We start from the raw sequence: 25,789 nt of genomic DNA, 5'->3' as shown, positions 1-25,789 counted from the left end.
GAAAAAAGCCCAGCTCTTAATATGAACTAGACTAAATCATGAAAGATTTTGTACAGTTTATCATCAATTGTATTTTGACTATTGAATATCTCTTCAAACGTATGATGGGTAATGGTATTTTGCTCCATCCCGATCGCCACACCGTGAGTATCAGCTTGAACAAGCTCAATAACCCGATGGCCTAATCGACTTGTAAACACTCGATCAAAAGCACTTGGTGTTCCACCTCTTTGAATATGTCCTAAAACGGTTGGACGTGTATCAAGACCAGAAAGTGAAGCCAGCTGTTCTGATATGTCACTTGCCTTACCTGCACCTTCTGCAACGACAACAATACTATGTGATTTCCCACGCTCAAATCCTTCTTTTAATTCCTTAGCTATCTTTTCTAAATCAGGTTCGATCTCAGGAATTAAAATCGCATCTACACCGCTCGCTATACCAGCTTGAAGTGCTATGTCACCACAATTTCGACCCATGGCTTCGATGACACTTACACGTTCGTGACTACTCATCGTATCACGTAAGTTGCCAATGGCATCTGTCACAACATTAAGCGTTGTATCAAATCCAATCGTATAATCGGTAAGCGGAATATCATTATCAATCGTACCCGGAAGGCCATACGTCTTCACGCCTAATTTTTTCAACGCTTGGGCACCTTTATAACTTCCGTCACCGCCTATTACGACTACATAATCAATCGCATGTTCATTAATCGTTTTGAGTGCTTTTTCTTGCCCTTCTTTTGTTTTAAATTCTTCTGAACGAGCAGACTGCAGAAATGTTCCACCCCGATAAAGAATATCACTTACTTCTTTTGTTCCGAGTGGAATGACATCTCCTGTAATTAATCCTTTAAATCCACGTTTAATACCTACCATCTCGTAACCATTTGAAAGTCCGGTTCTAACGACAGAACGAATCGCACTATTCATCCCTTGCGAATCGCCACCTGAAGTTAATACAGCAATTTTTGTCATACTTACACCACCTTCTGTATTGTCATTCCCTTATTTAATATTATTTAATCGCGTGTTAATCTATTTATTTAATATTAATAAAGCGACACATATCAAAATGTATCGCTTCAGTCGTTTTACCTCGGATCATCAGCAATGTACCCTTTCATCACAAGTACACTACGGCTATGCTCATCAGCTGGTGAGTATCCCGCTTCTAACAAGTCTTTTATGTACAATTTGTTGTAAATAAACCAAAATACAATGTTAGATAGACCAAACGTAAATGAACTTAAGATTAATATGATAAGTCCCCATTTCCAATCACCTCTAAAAAATGGTGGGAAAAAACCAAAAAAGAAAACAGTCCAGCTGAAACCAACTTTCGTTTCTTTAACGAGTCCCGAAGGGTGTTTTAAATGTATGTGCATACTCTGACACCTCCCTTTATAATTAAATCTTACATTCCCATTATACAGAATTACCTCAGACAATCCTAGATCTTTTAACTTGCAATAATATATATAAAAATGCTCAGAACTAAAATAACAACACTGACAAAGATTAATGCAATCATTCTAGACGTATTGGCCACTTGTATCTCTCGCCAGTTGATCGGTTTTATGCCTGTCACCCAAAAGACAACAATAGCAGACAATAAAATTGAATTCACATTAACTAAGAGCAGTAACAATGGCGTAACGGCTTCAACCCACTCAAATGACCCAAGCATCATACCCAAAACAACAGTTGGTGGCAAAAGCGCAACAGATACCATCACGCCAACCAACGCTTCAGACACACGTTTTACAAACGATAACGCACCCGCTGCACCCGCTGCTAGGGCTAAAATAATATCCATAAACTCAACGTTAAGCCGTGCTGAGAATTCATCACTATCGACGGGAATATCAAATAAAAATCCAAATACAATCGCAATGGACAGGGGTAATAAAATACCAACGGACGCTGTCGCTGATGAGCGTAACATCACTTTACGATCACCGAGTACAGCTGAAAATGCCAGTGATGTAAAAGGACCAATGAGTGGAGCAATAACCATCGCACCAATCACAACCGCTGCACTATCTTTCACAATACCAACTGTCGCAACAATTGCCGACAGAATAAGCATCCACCTAAAATTGGTCGTGAAATGACTTGCCGAATCCACGACATGATATAATTCTTGCCTGCTTGCTCTTGTTACCTCTGCTTTTTTTTCTTCTTCTGTCAGCTTCGCTTCTTCTTCTTTTTCTTCTATTTTTTCACGTGGCAAGTATGTAGAAATATCATAAAGAATGGCTTGCATTTTATCATCATAGTTCGCTTCTGTTTCTAAAAAATCCAAAATCTCTTCCGTATGTTGTTTTTCAATCAATAGCTTGTATAAATGCATTTGATCCGTTGCTCGACTCGCCCATTCCGATACAATATCAAAAGAATCTAAACGGTCATTAAAATTATCCACTTTATCATTCGGTATGTAAACTTCTATTAACTGCAACTCCATATAAAAAACTCCCTCGATACTGAAATCTATTATACCATTCCCTAAAAAAGAACCAACTAGACATCAAATTCACCTAGTTAAAACAAAAGAACGAGCGGACACGTATGATCACATGTCCGCTCGCTGATTTCTTTTAAATTTCATCTAACAATTGATAAGCTTCTTCTTTGGATTTCACTGACAGTAATTGCTGACGAAAGTCATCATCCATTAATTTACGTGATAACATTTGAAGGATTTTTAAGTGATCATCACCTTCTCTATCTTTTGGAACAGCAATCATAAAGATCAATTTTGACAACGATCCATCTGTTGAATGCCAATCGACACCCTCATTTTGAATACCAAACACAACTTTTGGTTCTTTAACGACATCAGATTTACCATGAGGTATAGCAACATTCATGCCAATACCGGTCGTGCCTTCTTGTTCGCGTTCTAATATGACAGACTTAAATGCATCTTTTTCTGTCACAGCTCCATCTTCAACTAAACGATCAATCATCGTATCAATGACATCATCACGAGTTGTCTCTTTTAATTGAGGTTCAATGAGTCCGAGATTTGTAATATCCGTTAATTTTTGAAATCCTGTTTCTTCTGTTTCATGACGATCCGCTGATGCAGGTGTTGCTTTTACTGGCGTTTCATTTGCAGATACAGGTTCAACATCCACATCTTTTTTAAGCACCTTAATCATGAATGCAACAACAACTGAACCAATCGCAATCGCAACAAAGAACATCAAGACATTATCCACAGCACCTAGAAGGCCAACAATCGGTCCACCGTGTGCCACCTGGTTACCAACACCTGATAGCATAGCTACAACCGATCCTGCCATCGAACCAACGATGATACTTGGAATGACGCGCAATGGGTCTTGAGCAGCAAATGGAATGGCACCCTCTGTAATACCGAAAAAGCCCATTGTGATCGATGCTTTACCTGTTTCACGTTGTTCAGGTAGGAATTTCTGCTTGAACATAAATGTCGCAAGTCCCATACCAATAGGTGGAATCGCAATCGCAGCACCAATCGGTCCCATGATACCGTAATTACCTTCTACAATCATAGCAGAACCGAACATGAAGGCTACCTTATTAACAGGACCACCCATATCAAATGCAATCATTGCACCTAATATTAAAGCAAGTACAACTGAGCTTGTTCCTTGCATGCCTTCTAACCAATCCGTTAAGCCAGCAAATATAGAAGCAACTGGATTTCCGATAAATAAGACAAACAGTAAACTAACAATTAACGTAGTAGCAACTGGAATAATAATAATCGGCATAATCGGTTGTATCATTTTATGCACTTTAATTCGTTTGATTAAAAGTGCGACATAACCCGCTAAGAAACCAGCAATAATACCGCCTAAAAAGCCCGCTTCAGCTTCCGGTGAACCGTATAATGCACCGTTTGCAGCAATATAACCACCAATCATACCTGGTGCAAGTCCTGGTTTATCCGCAATACTGTAAGCAATGTAACCTGCTAAAATCGGCACCATAAAGCTAAAGGCTGCGCCACCAATTGCTTCAATTGTTGCCCAGAACGAATCGTCAGGTATCGCAATTCCTTCTTCCCCAGGTACCCCACCTAATGTTAGTGAGATCGCAATCAATAGACCACCAACAACGATAAATGGAACCATGAACGAAACACCATTCATCAAGTGACGGTAAATTGGGTTTTGCTTATCTCCACTTGATCGTGTTGGCATTTGATCACCATCATCCGTTCCACGATATTCCTTAACATTTCCCGTTTCAAATTGTTTAATTAATGACTCAGGATTTCTGATTCCCTCTTGAACACCTGTTGAGATTAATTTTTTACCAATGAAACGTTCTTTGTTGACCGTCTTATCAGCAGCAATAATCACACCATCTGCTTGGTCGATCGCTTCTTGTGATAACTCATTTTCTACCCCGACACCGCCTTGTGTTTCAACGCTAATATCGACGTCTAATTTTTCAGCAGCTTTCTCTAAATTTTCAGCTGCCATATACGTATGAGCAATTCCATTCGGACAAGACGTAATTGCGACTAATTTCATTTTAAAGCCTCCTCATCAATTTGATCTATCTACAGTATATAATCATTCTCGTAATGAAAAGGCTTTAATTACTTCCGGAACTTCCGGTAATTTAGATTTTTTCAATAAAGGCTTGTTTATCATTTAAGTTTATAAGTGCTTGCACATGGGATGGCTGTTCAGCTAGGACGGTTAAACGTTGGTACAATTCTTTTCGACTCACATCTTTTTCATGCTTGATCGCGAGTAAAAAGACGAGCGACACTTTCTCACCATCCCAATCCAGAGGTTGATTTAATGTCGCAACCGCAATCGCTGAGTGCTTCACATATTTAGGATCACCATGAGGAATCGCAATGCCCCCTCCGATGACCGTCGACGCCGTTCGTTCACGTCGTAATGCTTGATGAATATATTCTTTGTCAACGAAACCATCCATATGCAGTCGTTCCGCCATTTTTTCAATTAATTTATATCGATGGTCAATTGTGATATTCAAAAACAGATGAGCCTCGTCAATATAAAAGGCGAGCTCAGCTGAAGAATGCGAAATAGCTGATCTGCTTGCTTTTGTTAAAAAGCTAGACAATCTCCTGCGTTCATCCTCATTTAACAAGGGGCTAACGACTATATGTGGAGGTTGTTCAATTTCTAGCGGTACCGTCGAAACAAACAAGTCAGGGTCATTGTCTTTAATAATTGCCTTAACTTCTCGTTTACTCCCGATTGAGACCACTTCAATACTCGTAAAGTATCGTTCCAATTTAGACCTTAAGATCTCTGATGTTCCAATCCCCATATGACAAATAATACCGATTGTTGTTTTCGTTTGACGTGTTTTCATGATACGTTCATACGAGGCTTGATAATGAAGCGTCAAATACGCCACTTCATCTTCAGGAAAGATTGTATTCATCTCCTGTATACTCAAAAGAATCATATCAAACAAATAAGGATACATTTTTTTGATGTCTTGGACTAACGGATTTTCAACGTGTAAATCAAATGTCAATCGATTTAGTGTTGAATATAAATGAACCACTAATCCTTCTTTCAAAACAGGATCTTGTTCAAATGGAATTAATGTCAAAATTGATAAACGTCTCGTCAACTCTTGAGTCATCGCTTCTGCTCGTTTTTCCATTTCAACATCAAAGAAACTATCTGGTTCATTGGTTCGCTTTGCGCCCAATATGTGCATCGTTAAATATACGATCTCCGGTTCTGGAATCCTCACTTTAAAAGAGGTTTCAATATCGCTTACTAAAGCTTTTGTACCCTCGTACTCATGCTTTGTGGAAATAAAGTCTTGATCATCTTTAGATACTTGAATCATTTGATTTAATTTAATGCGTCGAACCATCAAAAGAATATGTAACACAATGCCCTCAAAGCTTTCATCTGTAAAGATTAACATTTGGCTATCTTGGAATTGCTGCAAAGCTTTCCTGACTAGATCCAGTTCATACGCATAAAAAAAGTGCAGTAAATATGGCTGATTTATAGACTTATCTTGTCTTAACTGATCGATCATAACAAGAGCCGTACGCTTTTGACTTTCTTTTCCTTCGATAATGATTCCTACTTTTTGTTTAGATACTACCTTTAGTTGATAGTGTGACAAGAAGTCTTCCAGTTCATCTAATACTTTTTTTATTTGACCTTTTGAAACAAAATAGTCATTTGCTAAATCTTGAATGGTTAATGGTTTTGTTGCCATTAGTAGCTGATAACAGATTTTTATAGAATCTTCTTCTGTTAAGGTGCTTACTTTTTTATCTGTTTGACTAAATTGATTTAATTGATCGATCTCATTTTCAGATACAGATAAAGTCACGCCAACACCTGGTCGCCTTATTAATGTCGCATTAAATTGTTCACTTAATATCTGATCGATTTTCTTAAAGTCTGTTCGAATCGTCTTTTCCGAGCAATCAAACACCTTCGTTAAGTCATCAATCGTGTGATAATCCTCTTTTTGTTGCAACAAATACTGAACGATTTCTTTTTGCCGATCATTCATAAACGTTCATCCCCCATCACTATAAAAAAACTCCTGCCCTTATATTAAGCAGGAGCTCTGTATTATACAAGATCACATGCCTCTTCTGGCATCCAATGCGCATCTTTACCTTCCCATTTTACGTTACAACCAATTGGATTTGTCAATGGTGTCGTAATGGGTTGATTAGCAAGTAACTCATCTAGAGCTTGATCTAAATCATATGTTGTCACCTTTTCTGCCTCACGAGGTGAGTCAACGCCTCGTCCAGTGTAGACGAGTTTACGCTCTTGGTCAAAAACGAAGAAGTGCGGCGTTCTTAGTGCGCCGTATCTCATGGCCACATCTTGCGTTTCATCATGTAAATAAAGCCAAGGGAATCGCTTCTCATCCATACGTTCGACCATATGCTCAAAGGAATCATCAGGGTGTGTCTTTGCGCTATTTGAATTGATCGCGACAAACCGAACCCCTCTTTCTTGGAACCGTTCAGCTGTACGACGTGTTAGTTCCTCCGAACCGACAACAAATGGACAATGATTACATGTGAAAAAAACAACTAAAACATCCTCTGTGAAATCAGATAAACGATACGTATTCCCATTTGTTGCGGGTAATTCAAATTCCGGTGCCTTCTCGCCAATTTCTAATGTAAAAGCCATACAATCATTCCTCCTTTCTTCTATGATAAAGCGTTTACAATGATTTGTCGACCAACTTCTTGCATAAACTCATTCCAAAAAGAATAGACTAAAACGTTAGCTTTAAGAAAGGAGCACGTGTATGACTTACTATTATTTCGCTGGCGCTCATACGGCAGAAGGGTACACTGATTTTAGTCATAACCAACTGGATGATTTGGGTCGCATTATTTATTTAACAGGGGCTACGTCTTTTGTGATCGCTTCGATTTTAGAAGAGATTCGTGATAAATGGATCTGTTTTAGCGATTCAATTGAAGTATGGATCGATCCCCTCTCTACAGAGTCCATTTCTGGCATCATTAACACAACAGACAACATGGCAATCATTAACGGTGTCGTGCACACCAATCAACACATAAGCGCGCCTGGTGTCGTTGAGCAAACGATCGATCTATCGACACTGTTTAATCAAGAACTTTTATCTGAGCAAAAAGAAGCCATTTTACAACTCGAGAAAGAAACCAATCACTTCTTGTCTTTAGCTCATCAATCCTTCAATGATGGTTTAAAAATCCATGATCAATTGGAAGAAGTTTATATAGAGGCACTCGACTTTGAAAAAGCGAACCAATTAGCAGAGGATTTAATCCATACTTTATTCAGCAACGAAACGACCAAGACGAATACAACTACGTCGAAGCATCGTTTTTTAGGCGCATCGACTGGGGATGGGGTTATTGATTTCATCCCAAATCTAACACAGAATATCAAAAAACGATTGCTTATAAAGGGGCGTGCCGGATCAGGAAAATCGACCTTAATGAAAAAGATATTAAAAGAGGCGACCATACGTGGGTTTTCGACTCAAGTGTATCACTGCGGCTTTGACCCATCGAGTTTTGACATGGTGATCATCCCTGAATTAAGCATAGCCATCTTTGATAGTACAGCACCTCATGAACATGAACCTGAAAAGCATAACGATCAAATCATCGACCTATACCAAATGACAATTGAAGAAGGAACCGATGAACGACACCGTGAATCGATTCAATCACTCACTTTACAATACAAACACCATATCCAAGAAGGCATATATTTTTTAAATCAAGCTAAAAAAGCACGCAATAAAAAGGCGCATATCTATACGCAAGCACTCGACCCAAAAGAGCGAGAAGAACACGTTAATATGATTATAAAACGATAACGAATAAAATGAATGCGCTCATCAATTGACTGAGCACATTCATTTTAATATGTGTATTTAAAGAGCCGTTCGAAGTAAGACGTATCCAGAAAAACCGGACAACACAATCAGAAGCATCGATATAAAAATATCTGATTTTTTTAAGTATGTTGTTTCTTTTGCGTACGGTAATTTCATGCGTGTGATCATTGCCAGCACAACAAGAAAAATATTACCCATAAAGATTTGCGAGACAATCATAAAGAACAACAAATGACCTGCTCGACCATTTTTAAAACGCTCTTCATCTTTGACGTAATAAAGTAAATAACCCCAAAGCACTGTAATCCCTGTTACAAGCATCATCATTACAAGTAACGGCTCCTCAGCTAATACAGTTGATAACTCAGCACCTGAAACGCGTGCTACCATAAATAAATACATAAAAAAGAATGCTGGGATTAAAAATGATACGACAATAATAGCATAATACAGTTTATGTGTAAGTTTAGACATATGACTTCCCCCTTTTGTTAAATAACCGCCACAATAAATGGTAACACAGTTAAGCTTAATAAAATCGTTATCACACCCGCAAAAATCATCGCAAGTGTGGAGAAGGTGACCGCTTCTTCACCATATTCAAATGCACGGTTCGTTCCTACTGCGTGCGCGCTCATTCCTAAAGCTAACCCTTTAGCCATTTGAGATTTTATATTTAACCACTTAAATATACTGGGTGCCATTAGCGCACCTAAAATCCCCGTAATAATAACAAAGACGATCGCAAGTGCAGGAACGCCTCCAATTTCATTCGCTACCTCAATCGCAAGCGGTGTTGTGATCGATCGTGGTAATAAACTAATAACCATCATATCTTCTAATCCAAATAGTAAGGCAAACCCCAAAGTCGAAAGAATCGCGACAACTGATCCAATTAAAACACTTGTCACAATTAAGAGAAAATATTTCTTCAAAAATGCTCGATGTTTATAAACTGGTATTGCAAATGAAATAGTCGCAGGCCCCAACAAATGCGTTAAAAAGACAGATCCTTCTTGATATTCCTGAAACGACATTCCAGATAAATAGACAACCAAAATAATCAATCCTGGTGTGAAAATTAACGGGTGAAACAAAAGAATTGGATATTTATTTCCTAACCACTTCGCCAACCGATACAGCACATAGGTTAATACTGTCACAAATACAATCATCATGACTCACTCACCCCAAATCGTTCAACAATAAGCCCCATCGTCGCGAGTACAACAGCTGTACTAAGTAAGATAACTACTATAGCACCTAACCCCTGAAGTCCGAACACTTCCTCATAATCAATGATGCCAACTGCCGAGGGAATGAAGAACAATAATAACTCAGCGAGTAACCAACGACCGCCCTCTTCTACCCACTCTAACTTTATCCATCCAAATAAAAGTGAGAAAAACAGTAAAAATAAACCGATGATCGTCGTTGGAAGCGGGACTGGAATAATAAGCTCAATGCCAATCGCTGCATATAAAAACACATGAATCAGTGCGACTTGTAAAATAATGCGACTTGCTTTTTTCATGTAATCGACCTCTCAAATATGTCACTATTTTTTGATGCTTTTCACATTTTATCATATTTTGACTCGAAATAATGATACAATTAAAGGACCCTAGTCTAATAGTGAGGTGTTTTGATGAGCTCAATTAAACTTACGTCCATTCCTGATGAGAAAAGAGAAAACTATTTAGATGAATTGTTGCTGGCGGATGAAAATGAATCGATTGTTAGAACGTATCTATTTGACGGAGAACTATTTAGTATTCAAAGAGATCATAAGTCAATCGGTGTCGCACTATTTACGTTCAATGAACCAGGAACAGTCGAATTAAAAAACATTGCCTTGCAACCTGGATTGCGCAATCACGGTTATGGAAAGAAAGTCATTGATCAAGCTGAAACCTACTATCATTCCAAAGGCTACCAGAAGCTGATTGTCGCAACCGCTAATTCTAGTATAGACAATATCGCCTTTTATCAAAAATGTGGATTTAGACTTGTTGAATTAGAATTTGATTTTTTCACAAATTATCCTAAGCCTATTTATGAACACGGCATTCGAGCCAAAGATAAATTAATATTCGCCAAAACTATTTAGAATGATTGTTTTATTTCCCAGGAAATAAAGCCTTTTATGTCGATAGAACTGTTTCGTCACGTTAATCTTGTCCTAAATAATTCAGATACCCTCTATATAACAAATCGATCAAGAGTTGCAAACCAATAAATGATTTATGTTCTGCACCAAATCGATATCCTAAGTCCGTAGACTGATAATACAAATGATGAGCAGACTGTTCTTGAAGATGGTTGTTTTTTAAACTTGTGATCGATAATGTGGGAATATGACGCACTGATAATGTTTTTAGTTCTTTTGTTATGTAATCAACATCGCCACTTAATGAGATGAATATAACGAGATCATCTTCAGTCAAATGGTCTAATACCATATTTAATTCTGTGGTCGCAGGAATCAAATAAATCGGCACGTTCATTGAAAGAAAGTAGCGCTTTAATTCTTCTAACGCATTACGTTGCCCCCATCCTGTCGCAAATCCATAGATAAACCGTGCTTGTTTAATCGTTCTATAGATCGGTTCTTTTTCAATTGAGTGGAACAACTTATCCGTCATGTCTAGATCTTGTTTCGTCTGTTCAAAGTAGCAGAGCTCAGATTCTGATTCTGTCCGCTCATGTTTCAAACTGTACTTAAATTCGCTAAATCCAGAAAAACCTAACTTTTGTGTTAAGCGCAAAATCGATGATCGTGATGTCGCACTCTTTTTCGACAACTCATTAATCGTCATGTCTTGGCATGCTTTAATGTTGGATTGAACATAGTCTAACACATAAAAATCATTTTCAGATAACGTATCATAGTGATTATTAATTCGATCTTCAAGCATTTTTCAACACCTCCAAAACCTATTATAACGCGAATACATCATTTCGTCTTTTGTGACAAGAAAAAAGGAATCCAAAACTGGTTGGATTCCCTTTTTACGTGAACATTAACTTATAAGGCCCTAAACTATATGTTGGGATAAAGACGCAATTGGGTGCGCTGTGTGTTCGACCACTCGCTTGCCGCGGGCACGGCTTCAGCTAACTTAGGAAAGAAGTTCACTTTCCTAAGTGGATCTTCAGCTCGTGCTCTTCCCGCAGGCGTCTCGTTGTCTTCACACAAGCCACTAATAATACCCGAACGCTAGAAAAGTGTTGCTCAAATTTCATCGTGAACACCGTCATCTCTAAAAGCTATTTGAGATAATAAGCGTGTATGAGCTCATCCCAACAATTGACTTGGAACCTATTTTAACGTTGGCCAGTACTCTTGATTTGCTTCAATTAAATCATCTAACAATTCTTTTGCAACTCTTGCATTTGGTACCGTTTTTGATAATGTCAGTGCTTGCCATAGTTTTTGGTAAGACCCTTCTTCCCAAGCTTCAACAACGAGTTTTTCAACGCCCACTTGTTGTTCCATTAAACTCTTTTGGAAGCGTGGGATCTGACCTTGCGTTAACGGTTCTGGTCCTTGTGAACCAACAATACATGGCACTTCAACCATTGCTGTTGGATCAAAGTTTTCAATCGCACCGTTATTTTCCACAATGAGTAACATTCTTTCTTGTGTGTTATAAGCAATCGCTCTTGCTAAATCAACAATGTAAGATGCGTGCTCATCGATCTCAAGTGTTGACCCTTCGCTCGTATTTGCCTGAGCAATTCGATTACATTCACCAAAGACATGTTTTTCACGCCCGTCCATCACTTCATTCGCACGTGTATACTCAGCATTTGCTTTTTCTACTTCATCTTGAGGGTAGAAATAGTATTTCAAGTATGTGTTCGGCATTGTTTCTGGGTCAAGTGCGTAAACATCTTTCACCTTAGTAAAAGTTGACTTCCAGCTGTCATCAACATGTTGACCTGATTCAGAAAATTCGATCGCATACCCTTTATCTTTAACATGATTTTTCAACTTCGGCATTAAGTCATTGCCTTCTCGGTCGCGAATATCCGTCCACCAACCAAAGTGGTTAAGGCCGTAATATTTCACAATCATTTCTTTTCTAGAGTTAAGTTCTAGAATTGATGCCATTAAATTCTCAATTGAAATTGGCATATCACAAATATTCAGCACCTTTGCATTCGGCTTCAGGCGACGCGTTGCTTCTGCTACAATGGCTGCTGGATTTGAGTAGTTAAGCATCCATGCATTCGGTGAGAAAGTTTCCATATGTTCAATCAACTCAAGAACCCCACCAATTGAACGCATCCCGTAAGCAATACCACCTGGTCCACATGTTTCCTGACCAACGACACCGTGTTCAAGTGGAATCTTCTCATCTTTTTCACGCATTGCATATTTCCCTACACGGATATGCGCCATCACAAAATCAATATTTGAGAATGCTTCTTCAGGATCAACAGTTGCTAAAAATTTAATCTCAGGTGCTTTTTCTTTAATGATGACACGGCAAGCATCCGCAACCGTATTTTGACGCTCTTCATCATTATCATAAAACTTAATCTCTTTAATTGGGAATTTATCTAGGTTATCAAGAAGCATCATAATAATTCCCGGTGTAAATGTACTACCTCCGCCTGCGATTACAATTGAATGTTTTTTCATAATTAGATCGTCTCCTTTTTGTTCTATATTTTATGTTTTATTTTATTAACTCTTCAATATACCCTCTTACTTGAGGAACACGTAAACCGACAATAACTTGTAAGTTTTGCCCTGAGCGAACAACACCTGCTGCACCGATATCCATAAACACTGCATCAGATTCAACTTGTTCAGGGTCTTTTACTTTTACACGGAGTCGTGTTGCGCAATTTGTCACGCTTTCGATATTGTCTTTAGAACCAAGTGCTTCAAGATACGCTGATGCTAAATCTTGATCGACGCTACCCGTTGATTCACCATCTTTTTTGCTCGCTTTGTAATCTTTCTTCGTTTTCAAAGATAAATCATCCGATCGACCAGGCGTTTTGAAGTCAAACTTCTTGATCAAGGCACTGAAAATCACGACATAAAGTGCCATGAAACCAAGACCAACTAGAAACTGAATAATATAAATCATGTAATGGTTGCCACCTAGCGGTAACCAGTTCTGGAAAATGAAATCAATAAAGCCTGTCTGGAAGTTACCTGAAAGCCCTAATACATAAAGGACACTCGCCATCGTTGCTGAAAGAAATGCGTGTACAGCGAATAGTAATGGTGCAATAAATAAGAACGTAAATTCAATCGGTTCTGTAATACCTGTTAAGATTGCTGTAACAACAGCTGGAATAAGTAAACCGAGTACTTTTTTCTTATTCTCAGGTTTAGCTGTTAAATACATGGCAATCGCAGCACCTGTTGTTCCAAACGTCTTACCCATACCTGTAAGCATTAAGCCACCTTGTGGGAATAGTGATGTTAAACTATCAGTAGAATTCGCAAAATCAGATAAATTTTGAATCCAATAATTCACTGTTCCACCATCGATCGCAATTGGACCATAAAAAACCGGGCCGTAAATAAAGTGGTGTAAACCAGTCGGAATCAAAATACGTTCTAAAAATGTAAATGTCCAAACACCAAACACGCCTGATTCAACCATGAAGCTCTGCATATTGAAAATACCTGACTGGATGGTTGGCCAAACAATTAATGTTACAATACCTGCCAAAATAGTAATTGGGAAAAGGATAATCACAACAAGTGGTGTACCTTTAAAGCTTTGTAACATGTTAGGTACTTCGAAATCATAATATTTGTTATGGATCCAAACAGCCAATGACGCAGCCAAAATAGCGCCAATTAAGTTCGTATCGAGCGTTAAAACACCCGCAATTTCAGTTAGCCCAAGTTCACCTGGTTCAAAATTATCAACACCGAACGTTGGACCAAATGCACTTAATGTTGCACCCATAAAGTAGTTGTACGTTAGATAAGTGATAAACGCAGTTAATGTCGCTCGCCCCGATTCTTTTGTTGCAAGTGTAATTGGAATACCTAATACGAAAATCATCGGTAGATTATTAAATATAACGAGAGATGTTTGCTCTAAAATGCCAATAATTTGTGTGTACGTTGAGCCTTCCGTTGCAAAAGGAAATAATTGATCATTTTGCAAAATAACACTTAAACCGAGTAAAATACCAGCGAACGGTAAGAGTAATGCTGGGAAGAACATCGCCCCACCAAAACGCTGAACTTTTTCTTTCAGTGAATTTAACATAGCGTAGCCTCCTGAAAAATGTTTTATTGTTTCTTTGATACCTACATTCAAACATCGAAAGTAAGCGGTTGCAATATAATGAAAGCCTTTAGGGAACGCGGTTTAAGTTTAGGTACTTTTCTTAAAAGGCGGGAAATTTCCCAACACTTAAAAACGCCTTTATATCAGTGTTTATACATCTTTTCAGACTATAAAAAAAGACCGATCCATCTATCGTTTGGATCGGTCTTTTCTTGATTATTATCTTTTTCCCAACAAAACTTTATCATTATTTAGCTTTTACTAACTGAATCACATCACCATTTTTCACGAGATCAAGGAGAGCTAAATACTCATCATCTACTTCACCAATAACATTAACCCTATCATCTTGAGGATAATCTTGACTGAGCCATTGAATCTCTCCTGAATAGCGTAAATACTTCTCATTATCCATCGTTAGCACCCCGCGTTTACGGTCAATAGTACGTCGTTTTGGTACCGCTTGACCTAAACTCGCAATTTGTCTAGATTCTTGGAATCGTTTTAGTCCACTCGGCGAATCCATTCTGATTGTAAACGATTTGCCGTATAAATACGTATATGGTTCATCCAATTCAACAGGAACTTGGATGATACCTGTATCCAGATAAGCCAAAATCAAATCAATCTGACGAGTAGATAAGGCGACATCTCCAACACAAACGGTCTCAATCCCCTCGTTTTTTACAAGATCTAAAAAACTAACATATGGGGGTTGATTCCTGTGATCTTCGAGGGTTGGAAGTCCTTCATAAATCGGCCCTCTCATCACTGTATCACCAGGAATAAACGCTAATACATCCATGTTTTGGTTCGTAATCTGTTGATTTATAGATCGAAAGAGTTCACGATCTAACCCTGTTTCTGGACGTGGATAAAAATTGTGCATTGCATCGATCTTACATGATGAATCACTCACCAATTCATCAGGGAAATCTAAGGTCGAAGCATTGACCATGAGCGGATAACGGCTTGATAAGTCTTTAATCGTTTCAGTATTAAAGCCATAATCAAGTCGCAATTGATCCAGCCCAAAATCCGATGCAAAGGCAACTAATGATTCATACTCAAAAAGTTCCAATGTTTTAGGGGACACGTCAGCTAAAATTTTAAAATCATGTTGATTTAACCAATCACACATTTCTTTAGCTTTTGCGATGTAATGTTCATCAACTTCTTCTGCAATGTGAAAGGAAGTGAAAATGAAACTTTCACTTCCTATAAAATTAGTTAACATCTCCTTTTGTTTAGAAAAGGTGGAAATATAAACAGATAGCCCTAAACGTTTAACCATTTCGAACATCATTTCGTTTTATGAATAAATATGTCATGACAAAACCACCGATGTAAGAGATGAAAATACCAATCACAAAGTGAACCATCTTATCTGCATGCATAAGTGGAACAGCCACTAAACCTGAAGGTCCCCAAGCGTTTGCCATTACGTTCATCATCATTACGTATGCACCACCAAAACCAGCACCTAAACCAGCTGTAATAAATGGTTTACCGAGTGGAAGTGTAACACCGTAAATAAGTGGTTCACCGATACCTAGAATACCAGCTGGAAGAGCACCTGCAATCACTTGTTTCATTCGATCGTTACCAACTTTTTTAGAAATCAAGTAAATCGCAATTGCTGCACCGACTTGACCTCCACCTGCCATTGCAAGTACTGGGAACAACGTAACGCCACCAAGTGCTTCTAATTGAATCGCATAGATCGGTATTAAACCGTGATGAAGACCTAGTAGAACCATTGGTAAGAAGACAGCTGCTAATATATAACCAGATATCACACTTACAACCGCATTTTCTGAACCGATAATAATACTTAATGCATCGACTAACCAATCAGATAGGAACCCTGAAACCGGCATAACAACGAATACGAATAATAGTGTTGTAGCTAAAAGTGTGACAAGCGGGGTCACAATTAAATCCAACACATCAGGTACTCGCTTACGGACAGCTTTTTCAATTTTTGCTAAGATGAAAACACCGAAGATGACCCCGATGATACCACCTTTACCTGTTGTTAAAATTGAATTTAACGGTTCATCAGCATCGAATAAACCGTATAACTGGGAAATATCGTCGATCGGAGCAGCAATTGAAATGGCACCGATCATACCACCAAGTGCCTCGGTTGCGCCAAATCGCTTGGCAGCATTAATACCCGTAAAAATGGCAAAGTAACCAAGGAAACCTGTCCCAATTAAAGCAAATAGAAGGCGAACCGTTTCCCAAAACTGGCCATCTATGATACCTTCACCTTGCATTGTACCAATTAAACTACTAAAGCCATTAAAAATACCAGCCGCAATAATTGCAGGAATCATCGGGATGAAGATACCAGAAATTGTTTCTAACGTTTGCTTCACTTTACCTTTATTTTGATTTTGTTTAATCGCATCTTTATTTTCTTGCCAGTCTTCTGTCACACTAGCAGCTTGTGACACTTGATATTTTTCTTTCAATAAATCAGCTACTTTTTTAGCTTTACCAGGACCGACAACAATTTGAAGGGTTTCTTCTTCTACAACACCCATAACCCCTTCAGTATTTTTTAATTTATCAATTTCAATTAAATCGTGATCCTTAATACGAATGCGAAGTCTTGTCATACAATTCGTTGCAGAACGAATATTATCTTTTCCACCTACAAGTTCTACAATTTTGTCGAGTAATTGCTCATTTTGATTAGCCATTTACAACACCTCTCTTTAGTTAGTTAATGTTTGTCTAATGTGACCTTTTGCACTCTCAAGTTTTGACTCGGCTGTTTCAATGTCACATCCTAATAAAATCATGGTGATCGCTAACTTGACGTTTCCATTACTCTCTTCTAATGCAACTTGTGCTTCTTCTAAACTAGCATCAGTTGCTTTAATGACGATGTGCTCTGCTCTTTTCAATAGCTTTTGGTTCGTCGGTTGGACATCTACCATTAAATTTTGATAAACCTTACCAATACCGACCATCGACATCGTTGATAGCATATTCAATACCATTTTTTGAGCGGTCCCTGCTTTTAATCGCGTTGAACCTGTAAGTACCTCAGGACCAGCTGCCACTTCAATCGCTATTTGACTAACAGCACCAATAGCAGAATTCTTGTTGCAACTAACAGCTACAGTAACTGCCCCTTTCTCATTAGCATACTCAAGTGCACCAATCACATAAGGTGTTCTTCCACTTGCAGCTAAACCGACAACAACATCTTTTTGATTTAAATCAATCGACTTTAAATCACTGACTCCCATCTCTTTAGAATCTTCTGCACCTTCAACTGCCTCCGTAAACGCTCTCTCACCCCCTGCAATTAAACCAACTACCATCTCTTTTGGTGTTCCAAAAGTAGGTGGACACTCAGCTGCATCTAATACACCTAAACGACCACTTGTTCCAGCTCCTATATAGATCAATCGGCCTCCTTGTTCAAAAGCCGATACAATCGCTTTGACTGCTTCTTCTATCTTCGGTAAAACCAACTCAATGGCTTGCGAAACATTTCCATCCTCCTGATTCATAACAGACAATGCTTCCAAATATGTCATTTGATCAAGGTTCATCGTATTCGGATTTTGTTTCTCAGTTGACATGCTACTTAAATTAATCATCCGCATCCGACTCCTTTCGTATTTGTGTTTTTTCTAATATTTCAAGTGATTTCTCATATTGACGATTGACGTAAGCAGTATAAAGGATATCAACAAGATTCAATTGTGAAATACGACTCGACATGGCACCACTTCTGAAGGCATATTCATTCGCTGCAACAAATAAATGATGATGTGAAAGATCCGTTACGGGTGATTGACCGTATTTAGTAATCGAAATCAATTCAGCTTGATTTTGTTTAACGGTTTTGGCACATTCAATCATTTCTTTCGTTTGCCCAGAATAGGAGATAATGATCCCTACATCATTCTCATCCATATTTCGAGCCATTAATAGTTGTGTGTGCCAATCTTCGCTAACATAAGCCATCTTGTTCATTCGTGTGAATTTTAGTTGTGCATCTTTAGCAACTATTAATGAAGCACCGATACCAAACAAAACCAGTTTCTTACAGCGATCAATCTTCTCTACACACGTTTCAAGTACATCGTAATCTAGTAAGCTCATCGTCTCTTCTAACGATATAATATTCTTATTAGTTACTTTCTCAACGACTTCTCCAATCGAGTTGGCTTTTGTTACATCAGCAATATCCTTTTTCTTATAATTTTTGCGAACAGCTTGCTCATAAATGAGTGCTTTTGCAAATTCCTTATAACCAGAATAGCCATTGTTTTTACAAAGCCTAATAATCGATGATGGAGATGAATAAGTCACTTCGGCTAATTTATAGATCGTCATTTTTGACGTCTCATCCGGATGCCGAAGCACAAAATCAATAATCGCTTGCTCTGTCGTACTTGCTTGATCGTAGTACTCTCTTAAACGAATCGTCGCAATTTTCATTGTCAAAACTCCTTCTTGCTATAGGTTAATTTTATGCCTCGTAAAACTAAGTGTCAACGAAACTCAATAGTTATGAAACATTGTACCACAGAGTGAACGTTTTCACCTTGATTTCCTTATACTCATGAAACATTTCCTTTTAAATTTATAAAAAATTTCTTAATTTTCTAATTATTTTTAAAGCGTTTAAAAATATGAAACTAAAGTGTTCGATTATGATATATCAAATTGTTTGTAAGCGTTTTATAATAAAAATATAAATAAATTAACTTAATTAAGGAGTGGGATAATGAAAAAAAGAGTTAGAAATTTAGCATTATTTATGATGGCAACATTAGTTATTGGTATCCTAGCGATACCTAATCCGGATCAACCCGTTCAAGCAACTGCACCCAACTTGCTTGCAAACGGTCAATTTGATGAAGATTTTTGGGATGATGATGTATGGGAAGTAACAACAGATAATTGGGATGCATGGGATGAAGGGATTAACCATGTCGGTGATGCTTCATACAGCGGAGACTACTCTCTGAATTTTTGGTTAGATCCTGAGAAAACTGATCAATCAGCAGCCTTTACGATCAGTCAAACAATCGACTCACTGCCTGCAGGTGATTATTCATTCTCAATGCAGCAGCAAGGTGAAGATTCTCTTGTAAATCTATCAATAGAAGATAGCTGGAACACGAGTGTTGAAATAACGTATGAATCAGAAGACTTTGAAGAAAGTACTGAATCATTCACATTGGAAGAAGACATCAATGATGTTACGTTTACCGTTACAGTTGAATCACAGCCTGAAGGATGGGGTTATCTCGATGCATTATCCCTCACCTACCATGAAGATACTGGTGATAATGAGGAGGCTCACCCTGTAGAATCGGACATTTTTGTTGAACGAGTCGATGGGATAGATGATGATTTCATGAAAGGTGTCGACATATCAAGTGTCATTGCTTTAGAAGAAAGTGGCGTCACTTTCTATGATAACAATGGCGAAGAGGCTGATGTCTTTCAACTGTTTGCTGATGCTGGAGCTAACTACGTACGTGTGAAAGTATGGAATGATCCGTACGATGAAAATGGGAATGGATACGGCGGTGGTAATAATGATGTCGAAACAGCTGTCGAAATTGGACAACGAGCAGCTGATGCCGGTCTTGAATTATTCGTTAACTTCCATTACTCAGACTTCTGGGCAGACCCAGGGAAACAACAAGTCCCCAAATCTTGGGAGGGCATGAGTATATCAGAAAAAGAAGAAGCACTATATGATTTTACGATCAAATCATTACAAGAAATTGAAGCCGGTGGTGCTAATATTGGCATGGTCCAAGTCGGAAATGAAACGAATAGTGCCATGTCTGGTGAAACCGAGTGGCCTAACATTACACGTCTCTTTAACGCAGGAGCAGAAGCTGTCAGAGACTTTGATGATGACTTACTCGTAGCGCTTCATTTTACAAATCCAGAAACAGAAGGACGTTACCGTGAATTAGGTGAGATTTTGCATGAGCATGACGTTGATTACGATGTATTCGCAAGCTCCTACTACTCTTTCTGGCACGGTTCACTTGAAAACTTAACAAATGAATTATCACATATTGCCGATACGTATAATAAAAAAGTGATGGTTGCTGAAACTTCTTATGCGTACACACCTGAAGAAGGTGATGGTCACGAGAACACTATTACAGGAAACGAAAGCAATCCTCCTTATCCCTATACGGTTCAAGGACAGGCTGATGCATTTCGTGATGTATTTGAAGCTGTCACGAATGTAGGAGAAGCGGGGATTGGTGTCTTCTACTGGGAACCCGCTTGGTTACCAGTAGGACCACCAGAAGAATTTGAAGCCAATCAGGAACTTTGGGAAGAGCATGGATCAGGTTGGGCATCCAGCTATTCAGCAAGCTATGACCCAGATGACGCAGGTGAATGGTATGGCGGAAGTGCAGTCGATAACCAAGCGTTATTTGATTTTGATGGAAACCCCCTTCCAACACTTAATCTATTTAACTACGTTGATACAGGAGCTGTAGCTGAAGTGGCCGTCGATTATTATCGAGATGTTGAAATTGAGGCAATACCTGGTTCACCTGTTGAGCTTCCAACGATAGTAACAGCTGTTATGAATGATCGGACGGAAGAAGAATTTGAAGTTGAATGGAATCAAGAAGTCATTGAGGATGCTATCGAATCAGGACAAGGCAGCTACTCCATTGATGGAGAAATAGAAAATGGTGACACGATTACTGCTACTTTGAATATTTTAGCAGAAAACTTTATTGAAAATCCAAGTTTCGAAGACGATGATCGTTCGATGTGGTCAATTATCTTCCCAGACAGCGTTTCTGAACATGCAACATTTGGTGAGGGTTCAGGTGATTCACGAACGGGATCACACCACGTCCACTATTATCATGAAGAACCTGTTGATTTTCGCTTAGAACAGACATTAATAGATCTTGAGCCTGGTTATTATACATTAGAGATGTATAACCAAGGCGGTGACTCAAATGAAGAAGATTCTGATATGCATTTATTTGCCGAAACAACTCATGAACGATTAACAGAAGATACGTTTGTAGGCGGTTGGAGCAACTGGATTCAAATAGAAATTAACGACATACAAGTCACTGACGGCACCTTAACTATTGGTGCAGAAATCGCCTCAAATCCAGAATCTTGGGGAACACTGGATGACTTTTATCTGTACCGGACAGGGGATCTAGATGAAGAAGACCTTCCAGACGAGGAAGAATCAGATGATGGGGTTATTTCTTCAAAAGATCAATTAACGACAACGAATTATGGATTCTCATACGACATGCAAGATGAAAAACTTACGTTTACAAAAGAATTATTGGATAGTCTATCGGATGATGATGTGTTAACGATTAAATATGAACATGTCACCTTAGATTTACCCGCTTCTATCTTAAAAGGAGATGGGGATGTTGAATTATCAGTAACAGAAGCATATTTATCGGATATTTCAACATTAAGCCCTGTTTATCGCTTTGAATTATCAGGAGCTGAATTGAATGAAACGATTGATATCACATTTGAGATTGAAGCAAGTGATGTATCAAATGAAGATGATTTACGCGTCGTTTATTTAAATGAGGACGGAGAGATTCTAGAAATCATTGAATTAACGGAGTCAGATTTAGAAAACGGTTTTGTGACTGCATCGATTGATCATTTCAGTTATTACACGGTTATGGAAGTTAGTCAAGATGATGAAAGTGAAGATGATGAGTCTAGTGATAGCACAACTTCACCTGATTCTGATGATGACGATGTAGATGAAGACTCTACAGATGAAACGAGAGAAGAAACAACAGAAGATGAAGAAGATTCCGACGAAATATTACCAGACACAGCAACAAACCTATTTAATGGTCTGCTAGCTGGACTTGTACTATTAGTTAGCGGAGGTATTATTTGGATCATCCAACATAAGAAAAAAGCCTAAAGAAAATCCCCCTAAACAGCGTGTTTAGGGGGATTTCTATCTTATTCAGTCATACTTTTTAGTGTGAATTGGTAATGATAATCACGGTTTGCATATAATGTGAAATCAGGATGTGTCTTCTGACCCCAGCTATCATCACCACCAACACCCATTTGTAAGTGATTGATTCGCACAACAGTTTGCAAATCTTCTGGAAGTTTGTGAGCATGTGTTGCTTGCTCTAACTGTTCAGTCGTATAAGGTAGAGCATTTAACTCGATTTGTGGCGACCCTTCTATTCGAAGACCTTTACCCGTTTCATTAGTTAAAATACCATATCTCACGCCTACTTTGTTACCACACTCCTGAGGTTTTAAGTATGGTACAAATTGATCTTTAATCAATCCTTCATACAGACCCACTTTAGCCCCTTTTTGCTTATCCCAATAGGACTCATGAGGCCCTTTACCATACCATTTAATCCGGTCAAACCCTTCACTCAGTTGCATAAACATACCAACTTCAGGAATTTCAGGTAAATCCTCACCTGGGCTGAGGTGATAATCCACGACCACTTCACCACTCGCATCACATGTGTAATCAACAATTAATTTTGTGTCATTCGCTTCTTTAAAGTAAAGCACAGTTTGAACTGAGACATGTGTATCTGTCACTTCATACGTAAAATCTGCTAATTGTCTTGAATGACTCGCTAATTTCCAAACATGACTTCTCTGATCAAGCTCACTTCCACGGTCATTATCTGTCATTGCTCGCCAGAAATTAGGACGAAGCGCCTCTTTTAGCCATTCGACGTCTGATACTTTGTAAGAAGTGAGTAAACCACTCGCTAAATCAAATGTCACTTTGTGAGACGCGCCTTGAATGATTAACTCATCACCTGTCTCTTCAACTTCAGGTGCATTCTTCTTATCTAGCTTTTTCGTTACCTCATGCTGACTAATCGGCCATGTAAATTGTTCAAATGCGACTTCATGACCTGCCACGCACCATAATTGATTCTCTGATTCAACAAACGAAACCGTTAAAATATGTTCTTTATCCGGATTTAATTCATTGTTTGATCGGTCTAATTGAACGATGGTTGATTCACCTGGTGCTAAAGAGACACTCTGCTTACCTCCATCGACCTTCTCACCTTCTTGATGCAGTTCCCATACGAATTCATAGCGATCTAAATTCGTGAATAAAAATTTGTTTTTTACTTCAACTTGAGCTTGTTTGTGACTCACGAGTCGGAACTCAATGTTTTGGTAGCATCGCTTCACTTCATAAAGTTTTGGTGATAATGCACCATCTCCAAAGACAAGCCCATTACCTGAGAAATTTCCGGTATGTGGCGACTCACCAAAGTCACCACCATAAGCTAAGAAAGGTCTTCCATCTTCTGTTTCTGTTAACAGTGACTGATCTTTAAAGTCCCAAATGAAGCCACCTTGTAAAATCGGGTATTGATCAAATAAATCCGTATATTTATAGAAGTTACCTAAAGAGTTACCCATCGCATGACTGAACTCACATAATATATAAGGTTTTGAGTCTTTAGTGGCCTCTTTTGCATACGTTTCAATACCTGAAGGTGAAATATACATCGTACTTTCAATATCAGATGCGCGTTCTGAATCACGATAATGGAAAATGCCTTCGTAATGCACAAGTCGAGAAGGATCCCGTTCACTGAAGAAATCGTGCATCTTCAAAAAGTTGTCACCACCAAATGATTCATTACCGAGCGACCAAATGACAATTGATGGATGGTTTTTATCACGTTCGAACATAGATTGACATCTGTCTAATACATTATCAGTCCATTCAGGACGACTACCTGGAACGGTTTCACCGAGTCCAACTTGGCCATATTCCCAAGTACCATGTGTTTCTAAATTCACTTCATCAATCACATATAATCCATATTCATCACACAATTCATACCAAACAGGGTCATTCGGATAATGCGATGTACGAACTGAATTAATATTGAATTGTTTCATAATCTCAATGTCTTTAATCATATCCTCGCGAGTGACAGCACGTCCCTTATCAGCAGCGAACTCATGACGGTTCACACCTTTAAATACAATGCGCTCACCATTAATCTTCATTAAACCATCTTTCAATTCAAAGCGCCTAAATCCGACTTTACTACTTTGAGCTTCAATTAACTCCCCTTCTTTTGTATCCACAGTTAAAACAAGAGAGTAGAGGTTTGGGTCTTCTGCACTCCATTTTTGTGGATCTTCAACTGGTGCTTGAAGTGTGAATTTTGTATCTAACTCACCATCTGTATCAATCACCGCTTGAACGGGTGTTGCCCATACCGGCGTTTGCTCTTTATCATAGAGCATCGCACCTACGACAACTTGAGACCCTGTTTGTTCATAGTCCCGCAAGCGAACGTCAACTTTCAATTGACCATGACGCATCTCATCATCTAACTCAGGCTTAACGAAGAAATCATCAACGTGCACCACTGGCGTCTTATATAAATAAACATCTCTAAAAATACCGCTTAAACGCCAGAAGTCTTGATCCTCTAACCAACTTGCATCGCACCACCGATAAACTTCAACGGCTAATTTATTGTCACCCTCATTTAAGTATGGGGTTAAATCGAATTCAGCTGGTGTAAATGTATCCTCGCTATAGCCAACAAACTCACCATTTAACCAAACATAAAAAGCGGCTTCAACACCGGCAAAGTGCAAGTAAACCGGTTGATTCAACCACTCGTTCGATACATTAAAGTGCTTCACGTACTGACCGACAGGGTTATAATTCGTCGGCGCAAATGGCGGTTCAATCGATTCTTTTTCAACCCACGGGTACACCGTATTCGTATACTGCGGGTAATCATAACCTTTTAATTGCCAATGACTCGGGACCTCTATTTGGTCCCAGTTTTGAGTCGAGTAGTTTTGTTCATAAAATGAGCGATTTCGTTTTGTCGGCTCACTGACCCAATTAAATGCCCAAGCACCATTTAACGAAAAATAATAAGGTGAGACTTCACGTTGATGATTAAGCGCCATATCAATAGTAGGATATGGCATTAACGTCGCATGTGCTTCTCTTCGATTTAATTGAAATAAGTCAGGATTATTGTTCCATTCTGGATAGCCATTTTCAGGCGGTGTATACGTATATTTTTTCAGATTTTTCATCAAGCACCT

20 protein-coding genes are annotated in these 25,789 nt (G+C 38.6%); 3 read left to right on the top strand and 17 right to left on the bottom strand.

The annotated features are described in order from the left end of the window. Positions 1–26: 26 nt before the first annotated feature. From pfkA to BLR62_RS09305, 6 genes are all read right to left on the bottom strand, one after another. Positions 27–983 (bottom strand): 6-phosphofructokinase, encoded by a 957-nt coding sequence (gene pfkA, locus BLR62_RS09330; protein WP_090796176.1) that lies wholly within the window; start codon positions 981–983, stop codon positions 27–29. Positions 984–1,099: 116 nt separating this feature from the next. Next, positions 1,100–1,393, bottom strand: a complete 294-nt coding sequence (locus BLR62_RS09325) for a hypothetical protein (protein ID WP_090796174.1) — start codon at positions 1,391–1,393, stop codon at positions 1,100–1,102. A gap of 74 nt (positions 1,394–1,467) precedes the next feature. Further along, positions 1,468–2,475, bottom strand: coding sequence for a TIGR00341 family protein (locus BLR62_RS09320; RefSeq protein WP_090796172.1), 1,008 nt, complete (start codon positions 2,473–2,475; stop codon positions 1,468–1,470). Between the two features lie 133 nt (positions 2,476–2,608). Then, entirely contained in the window at positions 2,609–4,540 is a 1,932-nt protein-coding gene (locus BLR62_RS09315; RefSeq protein ID WP_090796170.1) for a PTS fructose transporter subunit IIABC, read from the bottom strand. 91 nt (positions 4,541–4,631) lie between these two features. Next, positions 4,632–6,542: a BglG family transcription antiterminator gene (locus tag BLR62_RS09310; protein ID WP_090796168.1), complete on the bottom strand. Its 1,911-nt coding sequence runs from the start codon at positions 6,540–6,542 to the stop codon at positions 4,632–4,634. Positions 6,543–6,604: 62 nt separating this feature from the next. Continuing rightward, on the bottom strand, positions 6,605–7,183 hold the full coding sequence (locus BLR62_RS09305; protein WP_090796166.1) for a thioredoxin family protein: 579 nt from the start codon (positions 7,181–7,183) through the stop codon (positions 6,605–6,607). Positions 7,184–7,304: 121 nt separating this feature from the next. Between BLR62_RS09305 and BLR62_RS09300 the strand changes: the two genes are divergently transcribed. After that, entirely contained in the window at positions 7,305–8,372 is a 1,068-nt protein-coding gene (locus BLR62_RS09300) for a hypothetical protein (protein ID WP_090796163.1), read from the top strand. Between the two features lie 57 nt (positions 8,373–8,429). Here BLR62_RS09300 and BLR62_RS09295 read toward each other — a convergent pair whose 3' ends face one another. From BLR62_RS09295 to BLR62_RS09285, 3 genes are read right to left on the bottom strand one after another with little or no spacing between them, the layout of a single operon-like run. Next, a complete protein-coding gene (locus BLR62_RS09295; protein ID WP_090796162.1) occupies positions 8,430–8,867 on the bottom strand; it encodes a hypothetical protein in 438 nt (145 codons plus the stop codon). Positions 8,868–8,884: 17 nt separating this feature from the next. After that, entirely contained in the window at positions 8,885–9,571 is a 687-nt protein-coding gene (locus BLR62_RS09290) for an LrgB family protein (RefSeq protein WP_090796159.1), read from the bottom strand. Beyond that, complete coding sequence (locus BLR62_RS09285; protein ID WP_090796158.1) at positions 9,568–9,927, bottom strand: CidA/LrgA family protein; 360 nt, start codon at positions 9,925–9,927, stop codon at positions 9,568–9,570. Before BLR62_RS09285 ends, BLR62_RS09290 begins: the two co-directional genes overlap by 4 nt. A gap of 114 nt (positions 9,928–10,041) precedes the next feature. Here BLR62_RS09285 and BLR62_RS09280 point away from each other — a divergent pair, with 114 nt between their 5' ends. Continuing rightward, positions 10,042–10,503 (top strand): GNAT family N-acetyltransferase, encoded by a 462-nt coding sequence (locus BLR62_RS09280; protein ID WP_218119770.1) that lies wholly within the window; start codon positions 10,042–10,044, stop codon positions 10,501–10,503. Positions 10,504–10,564: 61 nt separating this feature from the next. On the opposite strand, the gene BLR62_RS09275 is transcribed toward BLR62_RS09280, so the two are convergent. The 7 genes from BLR62_RS09275 to BLR62_RS09245 all read right to left on the bottom strand — a co-directional run bounded on the left by BLR62_RS09275 (position 10,565) and on the right by BLR62_RS09245 (position 19,138). After that, positions 10,565–11,311 (bottom strand): MurR/RpiR family transcriptional regulator, encoded by a 747-nt coding sequence (locus BLR62_RS09275; RefSeq protein ID WP_090796156.1) that lies wholly within the window; start codon positions 11,309–11,311, stop codon positions 10,565–10,567. A gap of 404 nt (positions 11,312–11,715) precedes the next feature. Continuing rightward, positions 11,716–13,044, bottom strand: a complete 1,329-nt coding sequence (locus BLR62_RS09270) for a 6-phospho-alpha-glucosidase (protein ID WP_090796154.1) — start codon at positions 13,042–13,044, stop codon at positions 11,716–11,718. 37 nt (positions 13,045–13,081) lie between these two features. Beyond that, positions 13,082–14,647, bottom strand: a complete 1,566-nt coding sequence (locus tag BLR62_RS09265) for an alpha-glucoside-specific PTS transporter subunit IIBC (RefSeq protein ID WP_281241151.1) — start codon at positions 14,645–14,647, stop codon at positions 13,082–13,084. A 268-nt stretch (positions 14,648–14,915) separates the two neighbouring features. Beyond that, positions 14,916–15,974: a MupG family TIM beta-alpha barrel fold protein gene (locus tag BLR62_RS09260; protein ID WP_090796152.1), complete on the bottom strand. Its 1,059-nt coding sequence runs from the start codon at positions 15,972–15,974 to the stop codon at positions 14,916–14,918. After that, positions 15,955–17,379 carry a PTS transporter subunit EIIC gene (locus BLR62_RS09255; protein WP_090796150.1) on the bottom strand — a complete coding sequence of 475 codons (1,425 nt, stop codon included), beginning with the start codon at positions 17,377–17,379 and terminating at the stop codon, positions 15,955–15,957. The genes BLR62_RS09260 and BLR62_RS09255 overlap by 20 nt, the downstream gene beginning before the upstream one ends. A gap of 15 nt (positions 17,380–17,394) precedes the next feature. After that, complete coding sequence (gene murQ / locus BLR62_RS09250; RefSeq protein WP_090796148.1) at positions 17,395–18,291, bottom strand: N-acetylmuramic acid 6-phosphate etherase; 897 nt, start codon at positions 18,289–18,291, stop codon at positions 17,395–17,397. Continuing rightward, the gene (locus BLR62_RS09245) at positions 18,284–19,138 is read right to left on the bottom strand and encodes a MurR/RpiR family transcriptional regulator (RefSeq protein ID WP_090796146.1); all 855 of its coding nucleotides are present in this window, start codon (positions 19,136–19,138) and stop codon (positions 18,284–18,286) included. The genes murQ and BLR62_RS09245 overlap by 8 nt, the downstream gene beginning before the upstream one ends. 289 nt (positions 19,139–19,427) lie before the next feature. On the opposite strand from BLR62_RS09245, the gene BLR62_RS12660 reads away from it, so the two are divergent. Beyond that, a complete protein-coding gene (locus BLR62_RS12660; protein WP_090796145.1) occupies positions 19,428–22,619 on the top strand; it encodes a glycosyl hydrolase 53 family protein in 3,192 nt (1,063 codons plus the stop codon). A 41-nt stretch (positions 22,620–22,660) separates the two neighbouring features. Here BLR62_RS12660 and lacZ read toward each other — a convergent pair whose 3' ends face one another. Continuing rightward, complete coding sequence (gene lacZ, locus BLR62_RS09235; RefSeq protein ID WP_090796142.1) at positions 22,661–25,780, bottom strand: beta-galactosidase, LacZ type; 3,120 nt, start codon at positions 25,778–25,780, stop codon at positions 22,661–22,663. Between the last annotated feature and the right edge of the window lie 9 nt (positions 25,781–25,789).

Origin of the sequence: Pelagirhabdus alkalitolerans (genome assembly GCF_900096905.1) — a bacterium.
GTDB classification, from domain to species: Bacteria; Bacillota; Bacilli; order Bacillales; family Amphibacillaceae; genus Pelagirhabdus; species Pelagirhabdus alkalitolerans.
The sequence above is the reverse complement of the archived record's forward strand: the minus strand, read 5'-3'. Positions and strand labels throughout refer to the sequence as shown.